The 12,517-nt window shown below is 64.4% G+C and carries 12 protein-coding genes; 9 read left to right on the forward strand and 3 right to left on the reverse strand.

Going from position 1 to position 12,517, the window contains the following annotated elements; all coding sequences use genetic code 11:
* The first annotated feature begins 15 nt into the window (after positions 1-15).
* From AC07VL_RS20885 to AC07VL_RS20895, 3 genes are all read left to right on the forward strand, one after another.
* Positions 16-993 carry an SDR family oxidoreductase gene (locus tag AC07VL_RS20885; RefSeq protein ID WP_494807529.1) on the forward strand — a complete coding sequence of 326 codons (978 nt, stop codon included), beginning with the start codon at positions 16-18 and terminating at the stop codon, positions 991-993.
* A 3-nt stretch (positions 994-996) separates the two neighbouring features.
* Positions 997-1,872, forward strand: a complete 876-nt coding sequence (ku, locus tag AC07VL_RS20890) for a non-homologous end joining protein Ku (protein ID WP_494807530.1) — start codon at positions 997-999, stop codon at positions 1,870-1,872.
* A 121-nt stretch (positions 1,873-1,993) separates the two neighbouring features.
* Positions 1,994-4,306, forward strand: coding sequence for a PAS domain S-box protein (locus AC07VL_RS20895; RefSeq protein WP_494807531.1), 2,313 nt, complete (start codon positions 1,994-1,996; stop codon positions 4,304-4,306).
* Here the strand turns inward: AC07VL_RS20895 and ligD are convergent.
* Positions 4,290-6,788 carry a DNA ligase D gene (gene ligD / locus AC07VL_RS20900; RefSeq protein WP_494807532.1) on the reverse strand — a complete coding sequence of 833 codons (2,499 nt, stop codon included), beginning with the start codon at positions 6,786-6,788 and terminating at the stop codon, positions 4,290-4,292. The two genes, AC07VL_RS20895 and ligD, sit on opposite strands and share 17 nt — an antisense overlap.
* Before the next feature lie 211 nt (positions 6,789-6,999).
* Here ligD and AC07VL_RS20905 point away from each other — a divergent pair, with 211 nt between their 5' ends.
* The 6 genes from AC07VL_RS20905 to AC07VL_RS20930 all read left to right on the forward strand — a co-directional run bounded on the left by AC07VL_RS20905 (position 7,000) and on the right by AC07VL_RS20930 (position 10,257).
* Positions 7,000-7,311 carry a hypothetical protein gene (locus AC07VL_RS20905; protein ID WP_077406305.1) on the forward strand — a complete coding sequence of 104 codons (312 nt, stop codon included), beginning with the start codon at positions 7,000-7,002 and terminating at the stop codon, positions 7,309-7,311.
* Positions 7,312-7,534: 223 nt separating this feature from the next.
* Complete coding sequence (locus AC07VL_RS20910; protein ID WP_494807533.1) at positions 7,535-7,876, forward strand: hypothetical protein; 342 nt, start codon at positions 7,535-7,537, stop codon at positions 7,874-7,876.
* Positions 7,877-7,917: 41 nt separating this feature from the next.
* Positions 7,918-8,256, forward strand: a complete 339-nt coding sequence (locus AC07VL_RS20915; RefSeq protein WP_494807534.1) for a hypothetical protein — start codon at positions 7,918-7,920, stop codon at positions 8,254-8,256.
* A gap of 200 nt (positions 8,257-8,456) precedes the next feature.
* A complete protein-coding gene (locus tag AC07VL_RS20920; RefSeq protein WP_494807535.1) occupies positions 8,457-9,473 on the forward strand; it encodes a serine hydrolase domain-containing protein in 1,017 nt (338 codons plus the stop codon).
* Positions 9,474-9,594: 121 nt separating this feature from the next.
* Positions 9,595-9,936, forward strand: coding sequence for a hypothetical protein (locus AC07VL_RS20925; RefSeq protein ID WP_494807536.1), 342 nt, complete (start codon positions 9,595-9,597; stop codon positions 9,934-9,936).
* A gap of 54 nt (positions 9,937-9,990) precedes the next feature.
* Positions 9,991-10,257 (forward strand): hypothetical protein, encoded by a 267-nt coding sequence (locus tag AC07VL_RS20930; RefSeq protein WP_494807537.1) that lies wholly within the window; start codon positions 9,991-9,993, stop codon positions 10,255-10,257.
* A 62-nt stretch (positions 10,258-10,319) separates the two neighbouring features.
* Here AC07VL_RS20930 and AC07VL_RS20935 read toward each other — a convergent pair whose 3' ends face one another.
* Complete coding sequence (locus AC07VL_RS20935; RefSeq protein WP_494807538.1) at positions 10,320-10,877, reverse strand: fasciclin domain-containing protein; 558 nt, start codon at positions 10,875-10,877, stop codon at positions 10,320-10,322.
* Between the two features lie 173 nt (positions 10,878-11,050).
* Positions 11,051-12,493, reverse strand: a complete 1,443-nt coding sequence (locus tag AC07VL_RS20940) for an efflux transporter outer membrane subunit (protein WP_494807560.1) — start codon at positions 12,491-12,493, stop codon at positions 11,051-11,053.
* Positions 12,494-12,517 lie beyond the last annotated feature (24 nt).

Below are 12,517 nucleotides of genomic sequence, written 5' to 3' on the forward strand. Positions count from 1 at the left end.
TCCACGGAGGCCAGCATGAACGAGAACAAGGACCAGTCCGCCGGCAACTTGCAGCGCGCCATCCAGCAGGAGCAGGATGGCCGCGATGCCGCCAAGCCGGACAAGCGCGATAGCAAGCCACACGTGCAGACGGGCCACCGCAGCCAGCCAACGCCTCCCCTGCCCGCCCAGCACCTGGACAAGCCCGGCATCGAGGCGCAGATGCAGTTGAAACCCCGCTTCCTGGCGCCCGACTATTGCGGCAGCGGCAAGCTGGCCGGCATGGTGGCCATCATCACGGGCGGCGATTCGGGCATCGGCCGCGCCGTGGCCGTGCTGTATGCGCGCGAAGGGGCCGATGTCGCCATCATTTACCTGAACGAACATGCGGATGCCAACGAAACGAAGCGCTACGTGGAAGCGGAAGGCCAGAGCTGCCTTTTGATACCCGGCGACGTGCGCGACCAGGGCTTTTGCCAGCAAGCCGTCAGCCAGGTGCTGGAGAGATTCACGCACATCGACGTGCTGGTCAACAACGCCGCCTTCCAGGAGCACGCGGAGTCCTTGCTCGACCTGAGCGAGGAACGCTTCGACCTGACCATGAAGACCAATGTCTATGGCTACTTCCACATGGCCAAGGCCGTGCTGCCCCATTTGCAGCGGGGCGCATCCATCATCAACACGGGTTCCGTGACGGGTTTGCAGGGTTCGAAACACTTGCTCGACTATTCCACCACCAAGGGCGCCATCCATGCGTTCACCATGGCGCTGGCCGGCAACTTGCTGGACAAGGGCATCCGCGTCAACGCCATCGCGCCCGGTCCCGTCTGGACGCCGCTCAATCCGGCCGACAAGTCGCCCGAGGAAATCGAGAAATTCGGCCAGGACACGGACATGCACCGCCCGGCCCAGCCCGAGGAACTGTCGCCCGCCTACGTCTTCCTCGCCTCGCCCGCCTGTTCCAGCTACATCACGGGCATCGTCCTGCCCGTCACCGGCACGGTGGGAGACTAGGCCATGGCGCGGGCACTGTGGAAAGGCGCCATCAGCTTCGGCCTCGTGCACATTCCCGTCGAGCTGATTTCTGCCAGCCTCGACCATGAACTGGACTTGTCCATGCTGGACCGGCGCGACTTCGCCCCCATCGGCTACAAGCGCTACAACAAGCAGACGGGCAAGGAAGTCGAGTGGGACGACATCATCAAGGGCTACGAATACAAGACGGATGAATACGTGGTGCTGTCCGACGAGGATTTAAGGCAGGCGAACGTGAAGGCCACGCAAACCATCGACATTTTCACCTTTGTCGATGCGGCGGAAGTGCCGCTGACTTTTTATGAACACCCGTATTATCTGCTGCCCGCCAAGGGCGGCGAGAAAGTCTATGCGCTGCTGCGCGAAACCTTGCGCAAGGCCAATAAAGTGGGCATCGCCAGCGTGGTCATGCGCACCAAGCAGCATTTGTGCGCGCTCGTCTGCGTCGACGATGCCATCGTGCTCAACACATTGCGCTACGCCGATGAGCTCCGCCCCACGGACGACCTGGACTTGCCGGGCAACACGCTGCAGGCGGCCGGCATCAGCGACAAGGAACTCAGGATGGCCCTGTCGCTCGTGGAAGGCATGAGCGAGGCGTGGAATCCGGAGCAATACCACGACAGCTACCGCGAAGACGTGCTGGCGCTGGTCAGGAAGAAAATCAAGGCGAAACAGACCAAGACCATCACGCCCCCATCGCCGGAGCCGGAAAAAGATCGCGGCAGCAACGTGATCGACCTGGTGGCCCTGCTGCAGCAAAGTCTGGGCAAGCGGGCGCCCGCCGCAGCGCCGCGCAAGCGCGCGAGCCGGGCCGCGCCACGCAAGACGGCCGCCGGCAAGCGCAAGACAGCCTGATCCGCGCATTCCGGCCTGGCAGGAATGTCGTATCATAAATACATTGACTTTGGTCAAGGTTCTCGCTACGTTATGCACACAGCCTGCCGCCCGGCAAGCCCTGTCATGCGTGCGGAAAAAAATGGATGCCGAGTTAGATCAGCTTATCCTCAGCGGCGCCCCTGGCGGCGTTGTCATCACGAACGAAGAGCATGCCGTCGTGCGCTGGACGGTGGGTGCCCAGCGCATCTTCGGCTATGCCAGCGACGAAGCGCTGGGCCGCACGCTGTGGGAACTGATCTCCTTGCCAGGACAGGCCGAAGCGGCCCTGCTGATCGACGAACAGTTGACCCTGCACGGCAGCTACGACCGCGAATCGCTGCGGCGGCGCAAGGATGGCGAACTCATCCATGTTGACGTGGCGTGCCAGGCCGCACAGGCCGGGGTGGATACCCCCCGCTACCTGATTTCCACCATGAAGGACACGACCTTGCTGAAGGCGGCGCGCGACGCCCAGTTCGTCGAGGTGCGCTACCGCGTGCTGTTCGAATCGACGCCGGACAGCGTCATCATGGTCAACGCCACGGGCGCCATCGTGCTGGCCAACCAGCAGGCGCAGCGCCTGTTCGGCTACGCGGAAGGCGAATTGAACGGCAGGCAAATCGACAGCCTGCTGCCGCAACGCCTGCGCCATGCGCACGTGGGACACCGGGCGCGCTATTTCGACCAGCCCCGCACGCGCACCATGGGCGCCGACCTGGAATTGCTGGGCTTGCGCAAGGACAACGTCGAGTTCCCCGTGGAAATCAGCCTGTCGCCCATCCAGACGGAAATCGGCACCTTCGTCATCAGCGCCATCCGCGACGTCAGCGACCGCCGCCGGGCCGAGCAAAAGTTCCGCGGTCTGCTCGAATCGGCGCCGGACGCCATCGTCATCGTCAACGGCGATGGCGAGATCGTGCTCGTCAATTCGCAGACGGAACGCCTGTTCGGCTACTCGCGCGCGGAGTTGCTCGGGCGCAATGTCGAAGTGCTGATCCCGGCCCGCTATGCGATGGATCATCCGCAGCACCGGCAAGCCTTTTCCACTGCGCCGCGCGCCCGCTCCATGGGCGCCGGGCTGGAACTGTACGGCTTGCGCCGCGATGGCACCGAATTTCCCGTCGAAATCAGCCTGTCGCCGCTGGAAACGGACGAAGGCGTGCTCGTCTCATCGGCCATCCGCGACATCTCCGAGCGCAAGCGCATCGAACGCACGCTCAACGAACAGAAGGTCGAACTGGAGCGGGCCAGCCAGGCGAAGGACCGTTTTCTCACCAGTATGTCGCACGAGCTGCGCACGCCGCTGAACGCCATCCTCGGCTTTGCCCAGCTGCTGGCCAACGAAGCCCTGCCCGCCACCGTGCTGCAAAAACGCACCTTCGTGCAAAACATCGTCACCTCGGGCCGCCACCTGCTCACCTTGATCAATGAAATCCTCGACCTGGCGAAGATCGAATCAGGCAGCCTGAGCCTGTCGATGGAAGCGGTGACGCTGCCCACGCTGATCGAGGAAGTGCGCGTGATGGTGGAAGAACAGGCGCAGCAGCGCCAGATCCACCTGATTTTTCCCGCCTGCGACGCGCTGACGCTCAGGGCCGACCATACGCGCCTCAAGCAAGTGCTGCTGAACCTGCTGTCGAATGCCATCAAGTACAACCGCCCTGCCGGCAAGGTGGAGCTGGAAATCTCGCAGCCCGACGCGCTGTGCGTGCGCATCGCCATCCGCGACACGGGCAAGGGGCTGGACGACGCGCAGATGGCCGAACTGTTCCAGCCGTTTAACCGCCTGGGGCAGGAGGCCGGCAGCGAGGAAGGCACGGGCATCGGCCTGGTCGTCACCAAGCGCCTGGTCGAACTGATGGGCGGGCGCATGGGCGTGCACAGCTGCCTCGGCGTGGGCAGCGTGTTCTGGATCGAACTCGACACCATGGCCGCGCCGCCCGACAGCATGCCGGTAGACAAGGAGGGGCCATCCGAACCTGCCGGCGACGCGGGGGGCGAGGACAGCGGCCAGGCCCTGCTGCTGTACGTGGAAGACAATCCGGCCAGCCTGCGCCTGGTGGAAGACATCGTCAGCTTCCTGCCCCACCTGCGCATGATCTCGGCCACCGACGCGCGCCAGGGCATCGCGCTGGCGCTGGAACGCCATCCCGATGTCATCTTGATGGATATCAACCTGCCCGGCATGAATGGCAACCAGGCGCAACGCATCCTGCGCAACGATCCACGCACGGCGCACATCCCCGTCATCGCCCTGACGGCCAACGCCATGAAAGGCGACATCCGGCATGGCCTGGCCGCGGGCTTTTTCCGCTACCTGACCAAACCCGTCGAGATTCCCCAGCTCAACGCCGCCATCGACGAAGCCCTGCAACTGGCGCGCGCCGCCCTGCCATTCAAGCCGGAGGCGTAAAGGCCAGCTTTTTCATGGCCGCATCGAGCCCTTTCGCGCTGCGCGCATAGCCCGCCCACGGCGCGTTGCCCACGTCGAGGCGGCTGTGGACGTTGCCCACGTTCCATTGATCGCCCGCCTTCAGCTTGTCGAGCTCCTCCCAGGCCAGCGGCACGGAAATGCCCAGCCCCGAACGCGTGCGGGCCGACCACGCACACACGGTGGTGGCGCCCCGGCCATTGCGCAAATAATCGATGAAGATCTTGCCGACCCGGTTCGACGGCCCGCTTTTCAGCACAAAACGCTGGGGTATCAGCTGCGCCATGTGCGCCACGATGGCTTGCGAAAACGCCTTGACCGTATCCCAGTCGTGTTTCGGGCGGATCGGCACGACCACGTGCAAGCCCTTGCCGCCGCTGGTTTTCAGCCAGGCGGGCAAGCCCAGTTCCGTCAGGAAGGCGCGCAGCAGCACGGCCGCTTCGCGGATGGCGGGCCAGGCCACGCCCTTGCCCGGGTCCAGGTCGAACACCAGGCGGTTCGGCGTGTCATAGGCGCTGGCCAGCGCGTTTTGCGTGTGAAATTCCACCACATTCCACTGCGCCGCCGACAACAGGCCCTGTACGCTGGCCACTTCCAGCATGGAAGCATGCCCGGGATCGAGGCCGGGATCGAGCTGCCTGACGCCGGGCATGGTGGACGTGTCCGCATGCTTCTGGAAAAACAGCTCGCCGCCCACGCCGGCCGGCGCGCGCACCAGCGACACGGGCCGGCCCCGCAAATGCACGAGCATCAGCTTGCCCACCAGCGCGTAATAACGCACCAGGTCGATCTTCCTGGCGCCGCTATCCTTGTCGATCACCCTATCCGCATGGCTGACCTTGAAACTGGCCGGCAAGACGCTGTCCGGCGTGGCTTGGTGTTGCATCGTCTTCTCCCTGTCGATTCGCTGTGGCCGCTCGCGCACGATGGCGGCCGGCTGTTTATCCGCGCGCAAGCCGTGAAAGACGGCGTGGCGCACGGCGCCGCCGCTGGTCCATTGCGCAAAATCGACCTCGGCCACCAGCTCCGGTTTGACCCAGATGGGCTGGCGCACGCCGCCCGCCTTGCCCGCGAACGGGCTCGTCCCGATGGCCAGCGCCTCGAGGCGGCGCCGCAAGTCGCGCAAGGCCGCAGCGTCAAATCCGCTGCCCACATTGCCCGCGTAGCGCAGCTTGCCCTGTGCATCGTGCACGCCCAGCAGCAGCGAACCGATGCCTTCGCGCGCGCCCTGCGGCGCCGTATAGCCGCCGATGACGAATTCCTGGCGCAGCCCGCATTTGAGCTTGATCCAGTCGCCGGAACGCCGCGCAACGTAGGGCGAACCGCGCCGCTTGCCGATCACCCCTTCCAGCCCCAGTCGGCAGGCATGGGCCAGCAGTTGCCGGGGCTTGGCATCGAGCGCGCCGCTGAAGCGCACCAGCGGCGAGGCCGGCAAGCGCTGCAGCAACTGCTCCAGCAGCGCCCGGCGCGTCTCGACGCTCTGGCCCCGCAGATCGTGGCCATCGAAAAACGGCACGTCGAACAGGTAATACACGATCTCGCTGCTCGTGTCCGCATCGAAGGCGCGCTGCAAGGCGCCGAAATCCGGGTGGCCGCCGGCGTCGTTGACGACGATTTCGCCGTCGTACCAGCCTGGCGGCAAGCCCAGCTGCTCCAGCGCCTGCCGCAGCTTCGGCAGTTTGGCCGTCCAGTCGTTGCCATTGCGGGTGATTAACGCAATATGATCGCCATCGCAACGCGCGAGGATGCGGTAGCCGTCGAATTTCACCTCGAAAATCCAGTCTTGCGCGTCCGGCGGCGGCGCATCGACGAGCGTGGCCAGCTGCGGCGACAGGGCGGCTGGCAGCTTCGCGGCCGGCGCTGCCGCCTGCTGCGCGCCTGGTTTGCGCTTGGGCATGGCCTTGTCCCTGACGCTGTCGGGGAATTCGTCGACGACGGAAAATTCCAGCGCCGGCCGGGCATATTCATCTTTTTCCTTGATCAGCAGCCAGACGGGCTGCTTTTCGCTGCGTTTATCGCCCTTGCCCTTCATGCGCACGAGCACCCAGTTGCCCTGCATCTTGTGGCCATAGAGGGTGAATTTCAGCTCGCCGGCCGCCAGCGCGGCGCGCGCATCGGGCGTGGCCGGCTGCGGCTGCCACGTGCCCTTGTCCCAGATGTTGACCTTGCCCGCGCCATACTGTTTTTCGGGGATCGTGCCTTCAAAGCTGGCGTAGGCAATCGGGTGGTCTTCCACCTGCACGGCCATGCGCTTGTCGCGCGGATCGTAGCTGGGTCCTTTCGGCACGGCCCAGCTTTTCATCGTGCCGTCCAGTTCCAGGCGAAAATCGTAGTGCAGGCGGCTGGCCCAGTGCTTCTGGATCACGAAGGTAAGCTCCTCGCCCGCCGCCTCGCCGCCCTCCGCAGGCTCGGGCGTGACGGCGAAATTGCGCTTGGCTTGATAGGTTTTCAGGGCGGCTTTCATGGCGGACCCATGCGGTGACGATGGCATCGAGTCTAGTCCGCCAGGGGCTTGGGCGCGGTACGCCAGCTAACAGAGTGCCTGTCCCGGCAAATGTAAGTGTTTGTAATTAAGAAAAAACGTGTCAACGCAATTGCCCTACGGCGCGTTTTTGCCTCAGTGACAGGGGAAATGCATCTCCTGAACTACAACCCACTTCTCGAGGAACTGCACCATGAAAAAAGTAATCGCTACTCTGATCGCCGGCTTGTTCGCTACCGCAGCCTTTGCTCAAACGCCAGCCGTGCCTGCCAAGGCCGAAGCCAAGCACACCAAGGAAGTGGCTAAAGCAGAAGCGAAAGAAACCAAGGCCGTCGTCAAAGCCGACGCGAAAGAAGCTGCCGTTGCCGCCGATGCCAAGGCTGATGTCGCCAGCGCCAAGGCCGATGCCGCCGCCACCAAGGCCAAAGCCCATCACAAAGCGAAAAAAGCCAAGGCCAAGGCTGACGAAGCCAAGACTGAAGCGACCGCAGCAGCAGCCAAGTAATCCCCTCCGCGCGTTTTATTGCGCCACACAAAAAGACAGCTTCGGCTGTCTTTTTTCGTTTTCATGCCTTCATCTTTCGGTAATTTCTTTTAAAGCACCTGATTGTAAGAAAGTGTAAACAAGGTCAACGGTAAGCTTCCGGGGCGCGTTTTATGCTCAGTGACACGGGAATCATCCCGGCACCAACAGACATACCAGACAAACCACCACCGAGGACTGCACCATGAAAAAAGCAATTGTTACCCTGATCGCCGGCCTGTTCGCTACCGCTGCCTTCGCCCAGACGCCTGCAGCCCCAGCGGCTCCGGCAGTGCCTGCCAAAGTGGAAGCGGCCCACACCAAGGCCGTCGTGAAAGCCGATGCCAAGGAAGCGCAAGCCGTCGTGAAAGCGGACGCCAAAGAAGCGAAAGCCATCGTCGCCGCCAAAACGGACGTGGCCAGCGCCAAAGCGGAAGCCGCCACCACGAAAGCCAAGGCCCATCACAAGGCCAAGCACACGAAAGCCAAGGCTGACGCAAAGCAGGCTTCGGCCACCGCTGAAGCAGCACCGGCAGCAGCCAAGTAATCATCGACACACCTTCGCTTACCACTCTCCAGGACAATACAATGAAAAAAGTTATCGCCACCCTCGTCGCCAGCCTGTTCGCTACCGCAGCCTTCGCCCAAACCCCTGCCACCCCGGCAGCGCCGGTTCCCGCCAAAGCGGAAGCGGCCCATACGAAAGCCGTAGCAAAAGCGGAAGCCAAGGAAACCAAGGCGGTCGTGAAAGCCGATGCGAAGGAAGCGGCCGTCGTCGCCGATGCGAAAGCCGACGTGGCCAGCGCCAAGGCCGATGCAAAAGCCACCAAGGCCAAGGCCCATCACAAGGCCAGCAAGGCCAAGGTGAAAGCGGATGCAACGAAAGCAGCAGAGGCAGTTCCGGCAGCGCCGGCGCCAGCGAAGTAATCGCGGCAATCGCCACGGGAGCGCGTCCGCCGGGTCTGCGCTTCCGTGGTGGCTTCGCTCCGAATACCAAGGACAGCTTCGGCTGTCCTTTTTGCATGGTGCGCCTTCATGCAAACTTCAGCAAATAGGCAGGGCAAAACGCCACAAGGCGGCGCGAATGGGCGACACTGGCAATCCGACCATCGCCACGAAAGCTGTCCATGCGCCGCTTGTCCCTGTCATTGCTCGCCCTCCTCTTCCTGCCCTGCGCCGCCCTGGCGCAGGACGCGCCCCCCGCCACCATTGAGCAAGTCCTGCAAGCCCGGGACGGCGACAGCCATGGCGACCTGCGCGCCGTCGTCGTGCTGCGCGACGGCGCCATCGTGGCCGAGCGCTATTACAACGGCGAGACTGCCGACACTCTGCACGACATCCGCTCGGCCGGCAAGAGCATCACCGCCCTGCTGGTGGGCGCGGCAGTGGCGCAGGGCCGGCTGGCCACCGGCAAGACGGTGGGCGACTACTGGCCAGAGGTGGCAAACAGCCCGGCCGGCAAGGTCGTGCTCGACGACCTGCTGACGATGCGCTCGGGCCTGGCCGCCTTCGATGAAGACGAACTCTCGCCGGGCAACGAGGACAAGCTCGATGAAGCGCCCGACCCTGCGGCCTTCGTGCGCGGCGTGCCGGCCGCCACGGCGCCGGGCAGCGCGTACAGATATAACTCGCTGGGATCGTACATCGCCGGGCGCGTGGTGGAAAACGCCAGCGGCGCGCGCCTCGATGATTTTGCCGCGAAGGCCCTGTTCGCGCCACTGGGCATCACCCGCTGGAGCTGGGGCCGCGACGTGGCCGGCCATCCGAAGGGCCAGGGCAATCTGTCGCTGCGTGCGCGCGACACGGCGAACATCGGGCAGATGCTGCTGGACGACGGCATGTTCGCCGGCCAGCGCGTGATCGACGCCGCCTGGCTGCGCGCCGCACTGGCGCCCCGCGTGGCCATCGGCGCCGTGGACCGCTACGCGGACAGCTACGGCTATTTCTGGTATGCGAAGACGCAGGACATCGCGGGCACGCCGCTTGCCGTGCATTTCGCCTCGGGCAATGGCGGCAACAAGATCTATGTCATTCCCGCACGCCGCATGGTGGTGAGCGTGGCTTCCAGCGCCTACGGCAAGGGCTACGGGCAGCGCCGCTCGGAAGACATCCTGAAAGCCATCCTGACGGCGGATACGCGGTAGTTGTAAGCGTTTGTAATGGTCGTCAACGCAAGCGTCCGGGGACGCGTTTTATGCTCAGTGACACGGGAATCATTCCGGCACCAACAGACTTACCAGACAAACCACCACTGAGGACTGCACCATGAAAAAAGTTATCGCTACCCTGATCGCCGGCCTGTTCGCAACCGCAGCCTTCGCCCAAACGCCAGCGGCTCCAGCCACCCCGGCAGCCTCGGTTCCCGCCAAAGTGGAAGCGGCCCACACCAAGGCCGTCGTGAAAGCGGACGCCAAGGAAGCGCAAACGGCCGTGAAAGCGGACGCGAAAGAAGCCAAGGCTGTCGTCGCCGCGAAAACGGAAGTCGCCAGCGCGAAAACGGAAGCCGCCGCCACCAAGGCCAAGGCCCACCACGCTGCGAAAAAAACCAAGGCCAAGGCAGATGCGAAACTGGCGTCGGCCACCGCTGAAGCGGCTCCAGCCAAGTAATCCAGTCCGTCAGTACCCGAATTTACCAGCCACTTCACCTTATAGGATTTCATCATGAAAAAAGTTATCGCTACCCTGATCGCCAGCCTGTTCGCCACCGCCGCTTTCGCCCAGGCGCCAGCCGCTTCTGCCGCACCGGCAGCTCCTGCCGCCGCCGTCGCGCCGGCAGCCAAGGCTGAAGCACCAGCCGCGCCAGCCGCCGTCAAGCCTGCCACGCACAAGAAAGCCAAGCATCACAAGGCGAAGAAGGCAGCACCGGCAACGCCAGCAGCTCCAGCCGCAGCGGCAGCTTCCGCACCAGCAGCAGCGCCAGCCAAGTAAGCGGCGCCGCGCAGGCAAAAAAGACAGGGTTTTCCCTGTCTTTTTTTTCGTCCTCTGTTTCTTTATTTCGGCATCAGCACCGTGTCGATGACATTGATCACGCCATTCGATTGATACACATCATAGGTACTGATGTTGGCGCTATTGCCGCTTTCATCCATGACCACGATGTTATGCATGCCGTTCATGGCGAACATCAGCTTGCCGCCGCTGGCCGTGGGCAGGGTCGCCCTGCCGTCATGCATGCGGATTTCCTTCGCCAGCGCCTTGAAGTCGTAGGTGCCAGGCACGACGTGGTAGGTGAGGATTTTCGTCAGGGTGGCCTTGTTTTCCGGTTTCACCAGGGTCTCGACGGTGCCGGCCGGCAACTTGCCGAAGGCCGCATTCGTCGGCGCGAACACGGTAAACGGGCCCTTGCCTTTCAGGGTGTCGACCAGGCCGGCCGCCTTGACGGCGGCGACCAGGGTCGTGTGGTCGGCCGAATTGACGGCATTGTCGACGATGTCCTTGCTGGGGTACATGCTCTGGCCGCCCACCATGGTGCTCATGTCGGCGGCAAAGGGGGCGCTGGCGGCCAGCATGGACGTGACAAACAGTGCTGCGGGAACAAAGGTGCGCATGATGGTATCTCCTGGATGACTGCGTTTGCGTGATTGCAGGAGTATTTACGCGGCCTTTGCGCAAACGGATTCAACGCGCTGAAAACAAAAAAACGGCGCCGTGCAATCGCACGGCGCCGTTTTGACGATGTTCCTTGCCGCGGGCCGGGAATGCCGGCCCGCGGTGCCGGAAATCAGTTGGCCGCCACCTGCGGCTCCGTCTCGCCCCAGCCGCCGCCCAGGGCGCGGATCAGCGCCACCGTGGTGACGGCGCGGTTGCCGCGCAACTGCACGGCGTTGCGCTCGATGGTCGCCAGATTGCGCTGCGCGTCCAGCAGATCGAGATAGCTGGAACGGCCGGCGTCGTACAGCTTCTGCGCCAGGTCGGCCGAACGGCGCGCCGAGACGACGGCTTCGTCGATCTGCTGCGTCTGGCCCGACAGGATGCGCAGGCCGGCCAGGTTGTCTTCCACCTCGGCGAAGGCCACCAGCACGCTCTGGCGATACGTCGCCACCGACTCTTCCAGCTGCGCTTCGCTGCGCGTCACGGCCGCCTTGTTGCGGCCGCCGTCGATGATGGGCATCGACATCAGGGCGCCCAGCAGCCAGGAGCGGCTGCTCCACTTGAAGATGTCCGAGAAGGTGTCGGACGCGCCGCCGCCGGACGCATTCAAGGTCAAGGCGGGGAACATGGCCGATTTGGCCACACCGATGCGCGCATTCGACGCTTCCATGGTGCGCTGCGCCGACGCGATGTCGGGCCGGCGCTCCAGCAGCGACGACGGCATGCCGGCCGGGATCACGGGCAGGAAGGCGCTGTCTTCCAGCGGATTGGCTGCCGCCGTGAAACTGGCGGCAGGCTTGCCCAGCAGGACGGCCAGCGCATGCTCGCTGGTGGCGCGCTGGCGCTGCAGGCCGATGGCTTCGGCGCGCGCCGTCGACAGCTCCGTGCGGGCACGGGACAGGTCGAATTCGCCGATGTCGCCCAAGTCATAGCGGCGCTGGTTCACGTGCACGCTTTCCTCGCGCAGGCGCACCGTCCGGGCCAGGGTCGCCAGTTCCGCATCCGTGGCGCGCAGCTGGAAGTAGGTCTGCGCCACGTCCGCCTGCAAGGACAGCAGCACGGAACGGTAGGTCGCTTCCACGGCCAGCGCATCGCTGCGCGAGGCGCTCACGTTCGAAGCCACCCGGCCGAACAGGTCCACCTCATAGCTGGCCGTCAGGTTGGCCTGGTAGACGTTGCCGGCGGCGACCGGCGCGCCGTTCGGCAAGCCCAGCGAAATGGCGGAGGCGCGGTTGCGCTGCGCCCCCACGTTCACGCCCACTTGCGGGATGCGGTCCGCTTCGGCGATGCCGGCAATCGCCCTCGCCTGCCTGACGCGGGCGGCGGCGACGGCCAGGTTGGCATTGGCCTGCGTGGCATCGTTGATCAGGCCAGTCAGGGCCGGATCATTGAAGGCCAGCCACCACTCGCCGCGCGCCTGGCGCTCGGCTGGCACGCCCTGCTTCCAGCGCGTGCCATCGGCTGCCGTCTGCACGGCAGGCGCTTGCGCTTCCTTGAACGCCGTGGGCGTCTCGATCTGCGGCTGCTTGAACTCGGGCGCCGCGCAGGCGGCCAGCAGGACTGCGGCGGCCATGGCGCTCAAGACGGGCGCCGCGCG

This window comes from Janthinobacterium sp. GW821-FHT03C08, assembly GCF_059420905.1.

Bases quoted from the DNA above. Each gene is read 5' to 3' on its own strand.
- ligD (WP_494807532.1), bottom strand. From the start codon at position 6,788: ATGAAAGCCGCCCTGAAAACCTATCAAGCCAAGCGCAATTTCGCCGTC.
- AC07VL_RS20910 (WP_494807533.1), top strand. From the start codon at position 7,535: ATGAAAAAAGCAATTGTTACCCTGATCGCCGGCCTGTTCGCTACCGCT.
- AC07VL_RS20925 (WP_494807536.1), top strand. From the start codon at position 9,595: ATGAAAAAAGTTATCGCTACCCTGATCGCCGGCCTGTTCGCAACCGCA.
- AC07VL_RS20895 (WP_494807531.1), top strand. From the start codon at position 1,994: ATGGATGCCGAGTTAGATCAGCTTATCCTCAGCGGCGCCCCTGGCGGC.
- ku (WP_494807530.1), top strand. From the start codon at position 997: ATGGCGCGGGCACTGTGGAAAGGCGCCATCAGCTTCGGCCTCGTGCAC.
- AC07VL_RS20905 (WP_077406305.1), top strand. From the start codon at position 7,000: ATGAAAAAAGTAATCGCTACTCTGATCGCCGGCTTGTTCGCTACCGCA.
- AC07VL_RS20885 (WP_494807529.1), top strand. From the start codon at position 16: ATGAACGAGAACAAGGACCAGTCCGCCGGCAACTTGCAGCGCGCCATC.
- AC07VL_RS20935 (WP_494807538.1), bottom strand. From the start codon at position 10,877: ATGCGCACCTTTGTTCCCGCAGCACTGTTTGTCACGTCCATGCTGGCC.
- AC07VL_RS20920 (WP_494807535.1), top strand. From the start codon at position 8,457: ATGCGCCGCTTGTCCCTGTCATTGCTCGCCCTCCTCTTCCTGCCCTGC.
- AC07VL_RS20930 (WP_494807537.1), top strand. From the start codon at position 9,991: ATGAAAAAAGTTATCGCTACCCTGATCGCCAGCCTGTTCGCCACCGCC.
- AC07VL_RS20915 (WP_494807534.1), top strand. From the start codon at position 7,918: ATGAAAAAAGTTATCGCCACCCTCGTCGCCAGCCTGTTCGCTACCGCA.
- AC07VL_RS20940 (WP_494807560.1), bottom strand. From the start codon at position 12,493: ATGGCCGCCGCAGTCCTGCTGGCCGCCTGCGCGGCGCCCGAGTTCAAG.